The sequence below is a fragment of the Paraburkholderia sp. UCT70 genome, assembly GCF_050434085.1.
GTDB lineage: Bacteria > Pseudomonadota > Gammaproteobacteria > Burkholderiales > Burkholderiaceae > Paraburkholderia > Paraburkholderia tuberum.
Genome location: NZ_JBNPVZ010000002.1, coordinates 2038940 through 2053631, shown reverse-complemented (window position 1 = coordinate 2053631; position 14692 = coordinate 2038940). Strand labels below are relative to the sequence as shown.

The following is a 14692-nucleotide window of genomic DNA, read 5'->3' as shown; positions in this document are numbered from 1 at the left end:
GGATGCATGCCGGCATGGCTGACCGTAGTGGGCATTGGCGACGACGGCTTCGCCGGTTTGGGGCGGCCCGCGCGGCGTGCGTTGCTGGGCGCGTCGGTCGTGTACGGCGGCGAGCGCCATCTGGCGATGCTGCCCGCGCGGCTCGCCGCGCGCCGTGCCGCGTGGCCGCGTCCGTTCGATCTCGCGCCGTTGCTCGCCGAGCGTCCGCACGCGGTGTGCGTGCTCGCGAGCGGCGACCCGATGCTGTTCGGCGTCGGCGCGACGCTCGCGCGGCAGTTGCCGGCCGGCGAGTTGCGCGTGCTGCCGGCGCCGTCGTCGTTGTCGCTCGCGGCCGCGCGGCTCGGCTGGCCGTTGCAGGATGTCGCGACCGTCTCGCTGGTCGGCCGACCGCTTGCCGCGCTGAATGCGCATCTGCGTGACGGCGCGCGCCTGTTCGTGCTGAGCGCGGACGGGCGCACGCCCGCGGAACTGGCGGCCTCGCTCGATGCGCGCGGTTTCGGCGCGACTGCCATGACCGTGCTCGAACATCTGGGTGGTGCACGCGAACGGCGTGTCGATGGCCGCGCGGATCAATGGCCAGCCGGCGAGATGGCCGCGCTCAATCTGATCGCGCTCGAGTGCCGCGCGTCGGCGCATGCGCCGCGTCTGCCGCTGACCTGCGGTTTGCCCGACGACGCCTTTATCCACGACGGCCAGTTGACCAAGCGCGACGTGCGCGTCATCACGCTCGCGCGCCTCGCGCCCGCGCTCGGCGAGTTGCTGTGGGACGTCGGCGCGGGCAGCGGTTCGATCGGAATCGAATGGATGCGCGCGCATCCCACGTGTCGCGCGATCGCGATCGAAGCGAACGAAGCGCGGCAGCGCTTCATCGAACAGAATCGCGATGCTTTGGGCGTGCCCGGGCTGCAACTCGTGGCCGGCCGCGCGCCTGACGCGTTGCGGGGACTGCCGGCGCCGCACGCGGTGTTCATCGGCGGTGGGGTGACGGAGCCTGACGTGCTCGACACCTGTTGGACACAACTGCGCGACGGCGGCCGGCTCGTCGCGAACGCGGTGACGCTGCAAGGCGAGGCGGTGCTCGCCGCATGGCGCGAGCGGCATGGCGGTACGCTGACGCGCATCGGGCTCGCTCACGCGCAACCGCTCGGCGGCTTCGATACGTGGCGCCAGGCGTTGCCGATCACACTGCTCGACGTGACCAAACCCGCCAAACCATCGGCCGATTCGTGATGCGCGACGAGACCCCCGAACAGCCGGCGCCGCTGCGCAGCGGCTATACGACCGGCAGTTGCGCGACCGCGACGTCGCTCGCGGCCGCTCGTCTACTGCTGGCGGGCGAGGTCAGCGAGGTCGCGGAGATCGTGTTGCCGAAGGGCCAGCATGTGCCGATGCGGCTCACGTTCTGCCGCCTTGCCGCGACGGACGGCGAGCGGATCGCCGAAGCCGGCACGATCAAGGATGCCGGCGACGATCCCGACGTGACCCACGGCGCGCTCGTGTTCGCGCGCGTACGCCTCGTGCCCGAGCCCGGTGTGATCTTTCGCGCGGGGCCGGGCGTCGGCACGGTCACGCGCGCGGGGCTCACGCTGCCGGTCGGCGAACCGGCGATCAATCCGGTCCCGCGCCAGATGATCACGCGGCACCTCGTCGAACTCGCCGCGCGCCACGCGTATCGCGGCGGCTTCGAAGTGACGATCGGCGTCGAAGGCGGCGAAGCGCTCGCGCTGAAAACGATGAACCCGCGACTCGGGATTGTCGGTGGGCTGTCGATACTCGGCACCACAGGCATCGTGCGGCCGTTTTCGTGCTCGGCGTACATCGCGTCGATCCATCAGGGCATCGACGTCGCGCGCGCAAACGGCTACACGCACGTGGCCGCCTGCACCGGCAACGCGAGCGAGGACGCGATGCGCGCGCACTACGGCCTGCCCGATATCGCGCTGATCGAAATGGGCGATTTTGTCGGCGCGGTGCTCAAGCATGTGAAGCGCGCGCCGGTCGAGCGACTGAGCATTTGCGGCGGCTTCGGCAAGCTCAGCAAGCTTGCGGCCGGCCATCTCGATCTGCATAGCCGCAACTCCAGCATCGATCTCGAACAACTCGCCGGCTGGGCTGCCGCGCATGGCGCCGACGCCACGCTGCAAGCGGCGATGCGCGCGGCCAACACGAGCCAGCAGGCGCTCGCGCTCGCTCTCGCGCGGCAGGTGCCGCTCGGCGATATCGTCTGTCAGCACGCTTTGGCCGTTGCTCGCGATATCGTGCCGCCGCAGGTCAGCGTCGAAATCTTCGCGATCGACCGGCAGGGCAACATCGTCGGAGTCGCGCGATGACGCGCATCCTGCTGCTCGGCGGCACCGGCGACGCGCTGAAGATCGCGCGGCAACTCGGTCCCGCGCATGTGTACAGTCTCGCGGGACTCGGCAAGGTCCCCGACGACTTGAAGTGCGCGGTGCGCGTCGGCGGTTTCGGCGGCAGCGCGGGTCTGTCGCGTTACCTCGCGAGCGAAGCGATCGGCCTCGTGATCGACGCGACGCATCCGTACGCGGCGCGGATCAGCGCGAATGCCGTAGACGCGTGCCGCGCGGCGAAGGTGCCGTGCTGGGCGCTGCGGCGTCCAGCGTGGCAGCCGCAAGCCGGCGACGACTGGCGCATGGTCGATGACTGGAACGAACTGATCGACACGCTCGCGCCGTTCAGGCGGCCGCTTTTCACGCTCGGTCGCGAACCGCTCGCGCATCTCGACGAGATTCCGCCGCATCAATTCTGGACCGTGCGCGTGCTCGATTCGCATCCGGACACGGCGCGCTCGCGCGTCCTCTCGGCGCGCGGACCGTTCACGCTCGACGGCGAACGCGCGCTGTTCGCGCTGCAGGCGTTCGACGTCGTCGTCAGCAAGAACAGCGGCGGCGGCGCGACCGAGGCGAAGCTCGAGGTCGCGCGCGAACGTGGCTTGCCGGTGATCATGCTGCGACGGCCGGTGTTGCCCGAGGTCGATCGCGAGTTCGCCAGCGTTGCCGATCTTCTCGATGCGTTGCCCGCGCAGGCGAATGCGGATTCGGGTAAGCGAGCAAATAATTGGAGTACTGAATGACAGTGTTTTTTATCGGCGCGGGTCCGGGCGACCCGGAACTGATCACGGTCAAAGGGCAGCGTCTCGTGCGCAGTTGTCCGGTGATCCTGTATGCGGGGTCGCTGGTGCCGGCCGCGGTGCTCGAAGGTCATAGCGCGGAACAGGTGATCAACACCGCGGAGCTCGATCTCGACCAGATCGTCGCGCTGCTCGCGGCGGCGCACGCGAAGGGCCAGCATGTCGCGCGCGTGCATTCGGGCGATCCGTCGCTGTACGGTGCGATCGGCGAGCAGATCCGCCGTTTGCGCGAGTTGGCCATTCCTTACGAAATCGTGCCCGGCGTGACCGCGACGGCCGCATGCGCGGCGGCGCTCGGCTGCGAGTTGACGCTGCCCGACGTGTCGCAGACGCTGATCCTTACGCGCTACGCTAGCAAAACGTCGATGCCCGAAGGCGAGCAGTTGGGCGATCTCGCGCGGCATCGCGCGACGCTGGCGATTCACCTCGGCGTGCGGCATCTCGCCCGCATTGTCGATGAGTTGCGGCCGCATTACGGCGGCGCGTGTCCGATCGCGGTGATCTATCGCGCGAGTTGGCCCGACGAGGAAAAGATCACTGGCACGCTCGACGATATCGTCGCGAAGGTGCAGGGCAGCGCGATCGAGCGCACCGCGCTGATTCTGGTCGGCCAGGTGCTGGCCGCCGAAGGATTCGCCGATTCGACGCTGTATGCGAAGGGCAGTTGACGGCGCCGTGAAAGCCTTTCTGGCGTCAGGAAGCCGCTTGGGTTGTCGATCATAATGTGACGCAGCGCGCGAGCCTGGCCGCCCGTCTGCTGGCAAAACGCGAAGCGCGAAAACGCGAAAATCCGCAAGTTCTGCACCGCCTCGCGGCGCGCAGACCGCTATCGTGGCGCCATGATGAAGCCCAGCACCGAACGTGATTACCGTCGACGGATCGCTCGCATGGTCGAGGCCATTCTGGTCGAGCCCGGCGCGCGACACACGCTCGACAGCCTCGCGGCCGTCGCGCATATGTCGCCGTATCACTTCCACCGGATTTATCGCGCGTTGATGGGCGAGAGCGTTGGCGACACCGTCAAGCGTCTGCGGCTCGCCGAGGCGGCCCAGCGATTGACCGACGCCGCGCAGGTCACCGCGGTCGCGCACGACGCCGGCTACGACAGTCCCCAAGCATTCGCGCGCGCGTTTCGCGATTTCACCGGTGTGTCGCCGAGCGAATTCAGGACCCGGCAGCGGCATCTGGTGGCGAATCCGGCGGTTTCGACAGCTTCGGCGCGGACACGGCGAACGGCGCAAGCGCGCATCGCGCGGCGAGGCGACGGCGATGGCGATGGCGCCCGCATTCACGATGGCATCGACGGTAACCGTGACGAAAGCACCGAAAGGCAAAGCCCGCCCGCGCTGCCGTCCGTCGAAGTCACCGAGCTCGCGCCGCTCGACGTGCTATGCCTTCGCCATGACGGCCCGGTCGCGACGATCGGCCAGACCTTCCACACGCTGATGACGACGCTGCGCTGCGACGAGAACCCGCTGTTGCAACAGCGCGTCGGCATTTGCGCGCGCGATCCGTCGATGGCTGGCGGGTTTTGCTATCACGCGGCAATTGTCGCGGGCTCGCAGGCGGCGTTGAGCGCTGCGATGGAGCGGCTCGACGAAGCCGCGCAACGCCCGCGTGTTGCCGGGCGCCCGCCGGGCATCGAGCCGCTGCGGCTCGAAGGCGGGCTGTATGCGGTGCACCGCCTCGTCGGCCCTTATGCGCTGATCTCGCCCACTTTCAGGGCGCTGTACAGCGGCTGGCTGCCGCGCAGCGGCTACCGGCGCGATCAGCGGCCGGGGTTGGAACTGTATCGAAGCACGCCCGATCGCGGCGCGCTAGATCCCTGCGTCACCGATCTGATGATTCCCATTTGCGAGGGCTAACCATGTTGCGTCGAGGCTGGGCCGCGCTGTCGAGCGCGGTGGTGGTGTCGTTGTCCGTGGCGTTGTCAGGGGTGCTGTCTGGCGCGATGTGGGCTTCGTTGCCGGCGAACGCCATCGCGCAAACCGCCTCCGCCGGCTGGCATGTCGGCGAAACGAGCCGCGTATTTCACCCCGCCGTGGCCCGCAACTGGCGCGGCGCGCAAACGCAGGCGCTGATCACGCGCATCTGGTACCCGGCCGATGCGGCGCAACCCGAGACGCCTCACGATATCGGCGCGCCGGGCCATCCGATGTTCGTCGGCCACGCGGCCGCCGACGATGCGCCGCTGTCCGCCGCGCAGCCCAAATACCCGTTGCTGCTGCTATCGCACGGCACCGGCGGCAGCGCGGACAGTCTCGACTGGCTCGCGGCGTCGCTGGCCGCGCAGGGTTATATCGTCGCGGGCGTCAATCATCCGGGTAACAACGCGCTGGAGCCGCGCACGCGCGACGGCTTCATCCTCTGGTGGGAGCGCGCGACCGATTTGAGCGAAGTGCTCGACGGGGTGCTCGCGGACCCGCGTTTCGGTCCGCGCGTCGACACGACGCGGATCGGCGCGCTGGGCTTTTCGCTCGGCGGCTATACGGTGCTCGAAGTCGCGGGCGCACGGACCGATCGCGCGGCGCTGGAGCGCTTCTGCATGTCGTCCGAAGCCGATGCGATCTGCTCGCCGCCCGAAGCCGCCAATCTCGCGCACGCGCCGGGCGCGCCGGCGCTGACGGTCGAGGGGCTATCGGCGGAAACGAACGCATCGCGCGCGCGCTCGGGCGACTCGTATCGCGATCCGCGCGTCAAAGCCGCGTTCGCGATCGCGCCCGCGCTCGGCGAGGCATTCAACAGTTCGTCGTTCAAGGAAGTGACGATTCCGGTCGCGCTGCTGGCGGGCGAGGCGGACACGACCGCGCCGGTCAACACCAACATTCACCGCATCGCGGGCCTCATGCCGCAAGCGACGGTGACGATGGTGCCGGGCGCCTCGCACTATACGTTCATGCATGTGTGCGAGCCCGAGGCGATGGAGCGTCTGGCGCCGATCTGCAAGGACGGGCCGGGTGTCGATCGCGCCGCGATTCATGCGCGAACCGCGGCCCGGGTGCGTGATTTCTTCGCGGCGACGCTGCCGGCGGGCGGCTCATAGCGCTCGCGAACGCAAGTGGTTCGCGACGCCGCGCGACTCAGTCCTCGAGCGGCGACAAGGCCTTGACTGGTGCCGGCTTGTCGTCGCCGAATCGGATCGTTGGCACCAGCGCGAGCAGCACGACCACGAATAGCGCGATCACGAACATCGACACGAAGGTCAGATGCAGCGACTGGTGCAGCACGAGCCGGACCAGATCGCTGTCGCCGAGATCGGCGGCGCGGTTCTGCAGCAGCGCCTTCAGCTGATCCGACGTGACCGTCGCGACGCCCTGCGAATGACTGAGCCCGAAGTTCAGCACCGCGCCGAACAGCGTCGCGCCGAGCGTGCTGCCGAGATTGCGCGAAAACAGGTTCGACGCGGTCGCACTGCCGCGTTCGTCCATCCTGACGATCTCCTGGATCAGCACGAGCGAACTGACGCTCGACGTCCCCATGCCAAAGCCCATGATCAGCGACGCGAACCCGGCGACGAGCGGCGACGCGCCCGGCGACAGCAACAGCAGTAGCACCGCGCCGAGCGGCACGAACGCGCTGCCGCAGATCAGGATGCGCCGCAAACCGAGCCGGTGAAACGACTTCGCCGCGAACGTCGCGCCGGTGGGCCAGCCGACCATCATCATCGTCAGCGCGAGGCCGGCCACCACGGGCGAACGATGCAGCACGCCCTGCACGTACATCGGCAGGAACGTGGTCGCGCCCATCAGGATCATGCCGGCCAGCACCGTCGCGCTGTTGCATGCGGCGATCGGGCGGCGGCTCCATAGCGCGAACGAGATCATCGGTTCGGCCGCGCGACGCTCCTGCCGCACGAACAGCAGAACGCACAGCACGAAGACGCCGCCTGCGAACGATGCTGGCGCCAACGCGTCGTCGCCGGCGTAGGTCAGCGTCATCATCAGCGCTGCGATCGCGGCCATGAACAGCGCGGCGCCGGCGAAGTCGATGGACGGCCGCGCGTGCCGTTCCGATTCGCGCAGGAAAGCGATGAAGCCCGCCGCCGACGCGAGCCCGATCGGCACGTTCATCCAGAAGATCCACGCCCACGACAGGTTGTGAATGATGAAGCCGCCGACCATCGGACCCACGACCGCCGAAATCGCCCACACGCTCGCGAGATAACCCTGCACCTTGCCGCGTTCACGCGCCGGGTACAGATCGGCGACGACGGTCAGCGTGACCGGCTGGATCGCGCCCGCGCCGATCCCCTGGATCAGGCGGAACACGATCATCGCCGGCATCGACCACGCGAAGCCGGCGAGCACCGAGCCGACGAGAAAGATCGCGATGCCCGCGAGGATCACGGGCTTGCGCCCATAGAGGTCGGCGAGCTTGCCGAACACCACGGTCATCGCGGTCTGCGTGAGCAGGAACGACGAGAACACCCAACTGTATAAATGCAGGTCGCCGAGTTGCGAGACGATCTGCGGCATCGCGGTCGACACGATGGTCGCTTCGATCGCGACCATCGCCATCGAGGCCATCACGGCGGCGATCACGAGCGGGCGCGAAGATTGAGTATTGCGGGACATGAAGGGCGTAGTATCGATATGTTGAATGCGTCGACGGCCCGGAGGAGGCCTTGCTGCGACGCATCGGCGCGGCCGCGCGTGGCGGCCGGTCAGGAGTATGCACCTTGCGGAGAATGCGTGCTCGCGCCCGGGCAGCCGGCGAGCCGGCCGGATTGGGCACGACCGTTGCGTATTCGGATTTCCCTTTGACACACGGAGGACAATCATGAGGATCGAATTCACCGGACGCCGGGAGGTGGTGGCTGCTGCGCGCGTCGCCTACGAGGCCAATGTGGACGGGAAGGACGTATGGTGCAGCGTGTCGCTCGATGCGCTCAATGACCATTTCGGCAATGGCAGCCTCGGCAACGGCGCCCCGTCTGCTCACGATCTGGTGGGAGCGTTCGAGGCAAACCGCGCCCGCATTGAAAATGCTACGCGGCGGGTGCTCGAACGCAACGGGGGACGGTCCGTGGAGCTCGAGACGCGCGACTTCGATTGAGCGACCCGCTTGCTTGTATCGGGTCAAGCGATTCGTGCCGCGGTGGAAAGGACTCTTCCATCGCGGCGACTAGATCCGCGACGCCGGCGCGGCTACAGTATCGATGCACACACCGCTTAACGCGTGTGAGCGAGAGAGTTGGACCCGGCTGCCGGCAGCCGGGTCTTTTTTATGGCGCGTGCAAGCACGCCATTATTTCGCAGGCAATTCGCCGCAGGAGCGTCCGACGATTAGCACGGTGATTCGCGCGACGATTGAAAGGCTGCGGTATAGTCGCGGCAACTTTAAATCCGTCTCTTCGATTCTCTGGAGAATATCGTGCAGGAAATCATCGAAGGTCTGATCCGCTTTCAACGCGAGGTCTTTCCACAGCAAAGCGCGCTCTTCAAGCGGTTGTCGACGGCGCAGAATCCCAGCACGCTCTTCGTGACCTGTTCGGACAGCCGCGTGGTGCCGGAACTGCTGACCCAGACCGAACCGGGGTCGCTCTTCGTGATCCGCAACGCGGGCAACATCGTGCCGTCGTACGGCCCGGAGCCGGGCGGCGTATCGGCAACCGTCGAATATGCGATTGCCGTGCTCGGCGTGACCGACATCGTGATCTGCGGCCATTCGAACTGCGGCGCGATGACGGCGATCTCGAGCTGCACGAATCTGGAGCACATGCCGGCGGTCGCGAGCTGGCTGCGTCACGCGGATGCGGCGAAAGCAATCAACGCGTCGCGCCACTACGGCTCGGATGCGGAGCGTCTCGAGGCGCTGGTCAAGGACAACGTGATCGCGCAGCTCAGCAACATCCGCACGCATCCGTCGGTGGCGGTCGGACTCGTGAACAAGACGCTGCGGCTGCATGGCTGGATCTTCAATATCGAAAGCGCCGAAATGCTTGCGCTCGATGGCAAGACCGGTAAATTCCTGCCGCTTGCGGATAATCCGGAAATTTATGCGAGTTGAAGTGGCATCAAAGCGGGTTTTTAGTTTGAGGGATTAACACCTTGGCTTGCTAAAAGCCTTGCATAAAGCGAACGCGGCGCAACGGATTTTTTCGGTGCGCCGCGTTGTTTTTTCGGGGTGGCCGGCGCGGCGACGCGGCTTCGATCCCACCCCGCCGCCCGGCACAACCACCTCTACCAGCTCGACGTCACCAGCGAATCCGACGGCACTGTTCGGTCTGTTCCCGGCCGTCGCGATGTGCCTGCGCGGCAAGCCGCTCGCCACGCGCTTGCGGCAACTGGACGTGCGCGGGCAGACCCTGCGCGCGCTGACGCTGCTCGGCGCATCGGGCCTGTTCTTTGCGGGGCTGCCGTATATGCCGCTCTGCGAGGCGTTCGCGATCGTCTATTCGGAGACCTTGCTCGTGATCGTGCTGGCGCCGCTGCTGTTGCACGAAACGCTCAAGCCGCGCGACGCGCTGGCCGCGGCGGTCGGTTTCGCCGGCATGCTGCTCGTGGTGCGCCCTGACGGCTCGCATGCGAGCTGGCTCGGGCCTGCGCTGCTGATCGCGAGTGCGTTGTGCGGCGCGCTGTCGATCATCCAGATCAAGCGCATCAAAGCCAGCGACGATTCGGGCACGACCGTGCTGTACTTCACGCTGGTCGGCACGGCCGTCATGGGCGCGTCGCTGGTCTTCGCGTGGCGCACACCGTCGTTCGATGCGCTCGCGATCATGGCGCTGCTCGGCGCGCTTGCGACGGCGGGCCAGTTGCTGATGACGATGGCGTTCCGCGATGCCGATGCCGGCGCGCTCGCGCCGTACAACTACACGAGCATCGTGTGGGCCGCGCTGTTCGGCTACCTGGTGTGGGGCGAGACGATCGGCGGAATATCGATGCTCGGTATCGCGTTGATCGTCGGCAGTTCGATCGCCGTCGCGATGCGCCGCAAGCCCGAGGAAGGGCCGCTCGTTTGAGCTGCGCTTGCGTCGCTGAAAACAGGGTCGAAGGCGGCGCCGGAAGAATCGCTTGGGACTCCGATCAAGGCGCGCGTTTGAACGGAAGAGTACCCGTCGATTTCGGACACATCCCCGACCAGATCCGCCGATTCGTCGGTTGTTAGGTCTAAAAAGGAAAACACTGTCATTCGTATCGCCCACACTTTGACTAATGGGTCGGTCGATCGGTTGGAATGGGGAGCGTGCCTTGTATAGCGAACCGAGAATGATCGTGTTGATGGGCCTCGTCTTCGGCGCGGTGACGATTGGGGCCTATGTGTCGCAGCTGGACAACGACTGGTCGTCCGGTCGGGACGTGAGTCTCGTCGCCGACGGCGAACGGGGTGTCAGCGCGACGGGGGCGGCGGCGGGGCAGAGCGAAGGCCGGCCCGGCGCGGCGACGGTCGCGCCGGCAACGCGCCGCCATGCGCTGCGCGACGACGTGGCCGCCTTGCGGGCTCCGCCGGCCGCGTCGATTGGAGCGCAGGCGGGCGACGCTCTGGCCATCGCGGCGCTACAGTTCGCGCGGGAGTCGAACAAGGCGCAGCAACAGCAGCAGCCGCACCCGCAGCCGCAGCCGCAGCCGCAGCAGACGAGTTTGCCGCCGCAGCCTGCGGTGACGTCGAACCGGACCCAGGCGCCACCCACGGCAAAGACCGGGCACGCACACCATAGCCGAGTTGCGTCGGGTACCACGACGAAACCTCGCTCACCGCAAAGTGTTGCGACGACATCGGGTAGTCATGCGCGGGGCGGCAGCCACCGGAAAAGTTCTACTACTGAGCGGTCTGGGAAGAAAGCGGCCAGCGTCGTGCCAGAGGCGCGGCCGTTGCCGCAATATGCAACGCAAGGCGTCGAGTCGCCATGGTCGATGCCGCGCGCGGGGCTGACCAGCCAGTCCGCAACTCAGGCGGTCACCAGCAACGGCCCCAAAACCCGCGCCGAAGTAGAGGCCGAACTCGTGCGCGCGCGTGAGAACGGTACGATGCCCGCGTTCGGCAGACCCGAGCCGTCGGGACCTGGGGCACACTGAAGCGGGCCTCGCGCCGCGTCCCCGGCAACCGTTAGATCAACGACGCGGCGAGCCGCGCGAAGGTGGCTTCGTCGGTGCGATCGAACGCAAGCGGCGTGACCGATACGCGCCCCGCCGCGACGGTTGCCGTTTCGCTGTCGGCATCGTTCTCGCGCGGGCCACGATCGAAGCGCAACCAGTGATACGCGATGCCGCGCGGGTCGACTTCCGGCAGCACCTCGATGTCCCTGACGAGCCCGACGCCCTGGCGCGTCGGCGTCAGCGGACCTGCGTCGGCGGCATCGACGTCGGGGAAGTTGATGTTCAGGCAGGTCGGCGCCGCATGCTCGATCGCGAGCAACTGACGGATCACGCCGGGTGCGAGCGTGCGCGCGGTGTCCCAGCGCACGCGCTCGCGATCGCTGAACGCCTGGCTCAGCGCGAACGACGGCAGCCCGAGCAGCAGACCCGTCATCGCCGCGCCGACCGTGCCCGAGAACATCGTTTCGATGCCGAGGTTGCCGCCGCGATTGACGCCGGACAGCACCAGCGACGGCGGCGCCTCGCGCATCAGATGACGCACGCCCATCACGACGCAATCGCCGGGCGTGCCGGTCACGCCGAAACGGCGTTCGCCCTGGCGGCTCACGCGCAGCGGCGAATGCAGGCTGATGGAATGCGACGTACCGCTCTGGTCGTGCTCGGGCGCGACCACCCAGACTTCGTGCGCGAGCTCGGCGGCCACGGCTTCGAGCACGGCGAGGCCGGGCGCGTCGATACCGTCGTCGTTCGTCAGCAGCACTCGCGGCAGCTTGGATTCGTAAGCGGACATCGCGTCAATCTCCTGTGGCTCGGTGAATGAATCGTAGGGAAGGGACGCCCATTATCGAGCTTTCGTCGGGCGCGCGTACGATGACGGTGAGCCGCCAACGACCCAGGACGACCCCTATGCAGATCGACCCGTTTGAGATTGCGATCGCCGATCAGGACATCGACGATTTGCGCCGCCGCATCCACGCCACCCGCTGGGCGCCCACGACGCCCGCGCCCGCCTGGCAGCAGGGCACCGACCCGGCCTGGCTGCGCGAACTCGCGACCTATTGGGCCGGACAATTCGACTGGCGCGCGGCCGAACGCAGGTTGAACCAGCTGCCGCAATTTCTTGCCGACGTGAACGGCCAGACCGTGCACTTCGCGCATCGGCGCGCCGCCAGTGTCGCGCCCGGCTTTCAGGCTTATCCGCTGGTGATCACGCACGGCTGGCCCGGTTCCTTCTTCGAGTTTCACGCGCTGCTCGATCAGTTGTGCGATCCGGTCGCGTTCGGCGCCGATCCCGCCGACGCCTTCGACGTCGTCGCGCCGTCGCTGCCGGGCTTCGCGTTTTCGCCTGCGCCCGCGCAGGCCGGCATGTCCGCGTTCCAGGTCGCGGACCTGTGGGTGTTACTGATGCGCGGGCTCGGCTACGGGCGCTTCGGCGCGCAGGGCGGCGATCTTGGCGCGGGCGTGTCGATCGCGTTGGCCGCGCATCATCCGCGGGTGGTCGACGGCATCCATCTGAACTTCCTGCCGAGTTCCTATGAGCCCGCGATCGGCGCGGCGCAGCGGGAGCTGACGCCGGCCGAGCAGGACTATCTGCGCGAGAAGAACGACTGGGCCGCACTCGAAGGCGGTTACGCGCATCAGCACGGCACCAAACCCCTGACGGTCGCCGCGTCGCTGAACGATTCGCCGGTGGGACTCGCCGCATGGATCGGCGAGAAGTTTCGGGCGTGGAGCGATTGCGGCGGCGAGGTGGAAAGCGTGTTCTCGAAAGACGATCTGCTGACCAATATCTCGCTGTACTGGTTCACGCAGTGCATCGGCCCGGCGATGCAGATGTATTGGGAAAACCGCCTGCAGCCGATGCGTTTCTCCGACGGCGAGCGCATTGACACACCAGTCGGCTTCGCGCTGTTTCCGAAGGAGATCAATCATCCGCCGCGAAGCTGGCTCGAACGAACCTTCAACGTCGCGCAGTGGAGCGAAATGCCAGCGGGCGGGCACTTCGCGGCGATGGAAAAGCCCGCGTTGCTCGCGGCCGAGATTCGAAAGTTCTTCAGGCCGTTGCGGCAGAAAGCGCGCTAGGCAGCGTCGATCACTAACGGCGAAGGTGGCTCATGCCGCCTTTTTTATTCATTCGGCGCCAGCAGGAATATGCAATAGAAATGAAATGCCCGAAATGATCACCGTCAAGGTTTGTCAAAACCGGCTTATCCCGATCTAAAGCTGTGGACCGTGGTCATTTCGGCGGCGTTCGGCGCGGCGAAGCCCGCCTCGCAAACCTATCTGCGCTGCGTCGAACGCCTCGGCGCGGCCGCAACGGACACGCTATTCATCGACGACAGCCAGGCCAGCGTGGACGGCGCGCTCGCGGCCGGTTTTTAGGGCTTTCGGTTCGTCGACGCGGCGAGCTTGTCGATCGAACTCGCGCGCCGCGGTGTGTTATAGCAGTTGCGATGACGGTCGAACTTTCATGCACGAGGGCACCATACACGCTATGGCACATTCGTCGAACCACGATCACCGCCGCCGCTTTCTGCGCACGGCGCTCGGGCTGCCGGCAGCGCTTGCGCTGTCGCGCGTCACGTCCGCGCAAACTGAGGCGCACGCGCAATCCGGCACCACCTTACCCCGCATGAGCCGCCGCGCGATCCCGTCCACCGGCGAAGCGCTGCCGGTGATCGGCTGCGGCACGTGGCGCACCTTCGACGTCGGCGACGATGCCGCCGCCCGCGCCCAACTCGCCGAGGTGCTGCGCATCCTGTTCGAAGCGGGCGGCTCGGTGATCGATTCTTCGCCGATGTACGGTTCGTCGGAAGCGGTCGCGGGCGCGCTGCTCACGCAGCTCGACGCGCATCGCAAGGCGTTCGTCGCCACCAAGGTCTGGACCGAGGGACGCGAGGCCGGCATCGCGCAGATGGTGGAATCGCTGCGGCGTTTTCAGCAGCCGCATGTCGATCTGATGCAGATCCACAATCTGCTCGACTGGCGCACGCAGCTCGCGACCTTGCGCGACTGGAAAGCGCGCGGCCGGATTCGCTATCTCGGCATCACGCATTACACATCGAGCGCGTTCGACGAAGTCGCGGCGGTGATGCGCAGCGAGAAGCCCGACTTCGTGCAGATCAACTACGCCGCCGACGATCGTGCGGCCGAGCAGCGCATCCTGCCGCTCGCAGCCGATCTCGGCATCGGCGTCGTGATCAATCAACCGTTCGGCGGCGGCGGTTTGCTCGCGCGCGTGATGAAAATGCCGTTGCCCGCATGGGCCGGCGAAATCGGCTGCACGAGCTGGGCGCAGATTCTGTTGAAATTCGTGCTCGCGCAGCCGGCGGTGACGGTCGTGATTCCGGGCACCGGGCGGCCGCAATACATGGCGGACAACGTGCGCGCGGGATCGGGACCGCTACCCGACGACGCGATGCGCGCGCGGATCATCGCGGCGGTCGGCGGCTGACCTGATGCGCAATCCAGTGCGCAATCCGGTGCGCAATCCGCCACGGCGACT

At 67.1% G+C, this 14692-nt stretch carries 15 protein-coding genes; 13 read left to right on the top strand and 2 right to left on the bottom strand.

The window, feature by feature from the left end; translation table 11 throughout:
• The first annotated feature begins 6 nt into the window (after nucleotides 1-6).
• The 6 genes from cbiE to OKW41_RS11765 all read left to right on the top strand — a co-directional run bounded on the left by cbiE (nucleotide 7) and on the right by OKW41_RS11765 (nucleotide 6191).
• Nucleotides 7-1230 (top strand): precorrin-6y C5,15-methyltransferase (decarboxylating) subunit CbiE, encoded by a 1224-nt coding sequence (cbiE, locus tag OKW41_RS11790; RefSeq protein WP_429572583.1) that lies wholly within the window; start codon nucleotides 7-9, stop codon nucleotides 1228-1230.
• Nucleotides 1230-2330, top strand: coding sequence for a cobalt-precorrin-5B (C(1))-methyltransferase (locus OKW41_RS11785; protein ID WP_429572582.1), 1101 nt, complete (start codon nucleotides 1230-1232; stop codon nucleotides 2328-2330). The genes cbiE and OKW41_RS11785 overlap by 1 nt, the downstream gene beginning before the upstream one ends.
• Nucleotides 2327-3091, top strand: a complete 765-nt coding sequence (locus OKW41_RS11780; protein ID WP_429572581.1) for a cobalt-precorrin-6A reductase — start codon at nucleotides 2327-2329, stop codon at nucleotides 3089-3091. The genes OKW41_RS11785 and OKW41_RS11780 overlap by 4 nt, the downstream gene beginning before the upstream one ends.
• Nucleotides 3088-3816, top strand: coding sequence for a precorrin-4 C(11)-methyltransferase (gene cobM, locus OKW41_RS11775; protein ID WP_429572580.1), 729 nt, complete (start codon nucleotides 3088-3090; stop codon nucleotides 3814-3816). Before OKW41_RS11780 ends, cobM begins: the two co-directional genes overlap by 4 nt.
• 171 nt (nucleotides 3817-3987) lie before the next feature.
• Nucleotides 3988-5013: an AraC family transcriptional regulator gene (locus OKW41_RS11770; protein ID WP_429572579.1), complete on the top strand. Its 1026-nt coding sequence runs from the start codon at nucleotides 3988-3990 to the stop codon at nucleotides 5011-5013.
• Nucleotides 5014-5015: 2 nt separating this feature from the next.
• Nucleotides 5016-6191, top strand: coding sequence for an alpha/beta hydrolase family protein (locus OKW41_RS11765; protein WP_429572578.1), 1176 nt, complete (start codon nucleotides 5016-5018; stop codon nucleotides 6189-6191).
• A 37-nt stretch (nucleotides 6192-6228) separates the two neighbouring features.
• Here OKW41_RS11765 and OKW41_RS11760 read toward each other — a convergent pair whose 3' ends face one another.
• Nucleotides 6229-7929 (bottom strand): MDR family MFS transporter, encoded by a 1701-nt coding sequence (locus OKW41_RS11760; RefSeq protein WP_429572577.1) that lies wholly within the window; start codon nucleotides 7927-7929, stop codon nucleotides 6229-6231.
• Between OKW41_RS11760 and OKW41_RS11755 the strand changes: the two genes are divergently transcribed.
• The 4 genes from OKW41_RS11755 to OKW41_RS11740 all read left to right on the top strand — a co-directional run bounded on the left by OKW41_RS11755 (nucleotide 7928) and on the right by OKW41_RS11740 (nucleotide 11166).
• Complete coding sequence (locus OKW41_RS11755; protein WP_008923225.1) at nucleotides 7928-8203, top strand: DUF1488 domain-containing protein; 276 nt, start codon at nucleotides 7928-7930, stop codon at nucleotides 8201-8203. The two genes, OKW41_RS11760 and OKW41_RS11755, sit on opposite strands and share 2 nt — an antisense overlap.
• A gap of 318 nt (nucleotides 8204-8521) precedes the next feature.
• Nucleotides 8522-9157, top strand: a complete 636-nt coding sequence (locus OKW41_RS11750; RefSeq protein WP_184035393.1) for a carbonic anhydrase — start codon at nucleotides 8522-8524, stop codon at nucleotides 9155-9157.
• Between the two features lie 94 nt (nucleotides 9158-9251).
• The gene (locus OKW41_RS11745) at nucleotides 9252-10112 is read left to right on the top strand and encodes a DMT family transporter (protein ID WP_429572576.1); all 861 of its coding nucleotides are present in this window, start codon (nucleotides 9252-9254) and stop codon (nucleotides 10110-10112) included.
• 229 nt (nucleotides 10113-10341) lie between these two features.
• Nucleotides 10342-11166 carry a DUF4148 domain-containing protein gene (locus OKW41_RS11740; RefSeq protein ID WP_429572575.1) on the top strand — a complete coding sequence of 275 codons (825 nt, stop codon included), beginning with the start codon at nucleotides 10342-10344 and terminating at the stop codon, nucleotides 11164-11166.
• Nucleotides 11167-11197: 31 nt separating this feature from the next.
• On the opposite strand, the gene surE is transcribed toward OKW41_RS11740, so the two are convergent.
• Nucleotides 11198-11977 carry a 5'/3'-nucleotidase SurE gene (gene surE / locus OKW41_RS11735; protein ID WP_090809866.1) on the bottom strand — a complete coding sequence of 260 codons (780 nt, stop codon included), beginning with the start codon at nucleotides 11975-11977 and terminating at the stop codon, nucleotides 11198-11200.
• 116 nt (nucleotides 11978-12093) lie between these two features.
• Between surE and OKW41_RS11730 the strand changes: the two genes are divergently transcribed.
• The 3 genes from OKW41_RS11730 to OKW41_RS11720 all read left to right on the top strand — a co-directional run bounded on the left by OKW41_RS11730 (nucleotide 12094) and on the right by OKW41_RS11720 (nucleotide 14641).
• On the top strand, nucleotides 12094-13269 hold the full coding sequence (locus OKW41_RS11730) for an epoxide hydrolase family protein (protein ID WP_429572574.1): 1176 nt from the start codon (nucleotides 12094-12096) through the stop codon (nucleotides 13267-13269).
• A gap of 111 nt (nucleotides 13270-13380) precedes the next feature.
• A complete protein-coding gene (locus tag OKW41_RS11725; protein ID WP_429572573.1) occupies nucleotides 13381-13569 on the top strand; it encodes an HAD-IA family hydrolase in 189 nt (62 codons plus the stop codon).
• Between the two features lie 112 nt (nucleotides 13570-13681).
• Nucleotides 13682-14641, top strand: coding sequence for an aldo/keto reductase (locus OKW41_RS11720; RefSeq protein WP_429572572.1), 960 nt, complete (start codon nucleotides 13682-13684; stop codon nucleotides 14639-14641).
• Nucleotides 14642-14692: the final 51 nt, after the last annotated feature.

Coding starts and splice junctions, on each gene's coding strand:
- cbiE (WP_429572583.1), top strand. CDS start 7: ATGCCGGCATGGCTGACCGTAGTGGGCATTGGCGACGACGGCTTCGCC.
- OKW41_RS11785 (WP_429572582.1), top strand. CDS start 1,230: ATGCGCGACGAGACCCCCGAACAGCCGGCGCCGCTGCGCAGCGGCTAT.
- OKW41_RS11780 (WP_429572581.1), top strand. CDS start 2,327: ATGACGCGCATCCTGCTGCTCGGCGGCACCGGCGACGCGCTGAAGATC.
- cobM (WP_429572580.1), top strand. CDS start 3,088: ATGACAGTGTTTTTTATCGGCGCGGGTCCGGGCGACCCGGAACTGATC.
- OKW41_RS11770 (WP_429572579.1), top strand. CDS start 3,988: ATGATGAAGCCCAGCACCGAACGTGATTACCGTCGACGGATCGCTCGC.
- OKW41_RS11765 (WP_429572578.1), top strand. CDS start 5,016: ATGTTGCGTCGAGGCTGGGCCGCGCTGTCGAGCGCGGTGGTGGTGTCG.
- OKW41_RS11755 (WP_008923225.1), top strand. CDS start 7,928: ATGAGGATCGAATTCACCGGACGCCGGGAGGTGGTGGCTGCTGCGCGC.
- OKW41_RS11760 (WP_429572577.1), bottom strand. CDS start 7,929: ATGATTGTCCTCCGTGTGTCAAAGGGAAATCCGAATACGCAACGGTCG.
- surE (WP_090809866.1), bottom strand. CDS start 11,977: ATGTCCGCTTACGAATCCAAGCTGCCGCGAGTGCTGCTGACGAACGAC.
- OKW41_RS11730 (WP_429572574.1), top strand. CDS start 12,094: ATGCAGATCGACCCGTTTGAGATTGCGATCGCCGATCAGGACATCGAC.
- OKW41_RS11720 (WP_429572572.1), top strand. CDS start 13,682: ATGGCACATTCGTCGAACCACGATCACCGCCGCCGCTTTCTGCGCACG.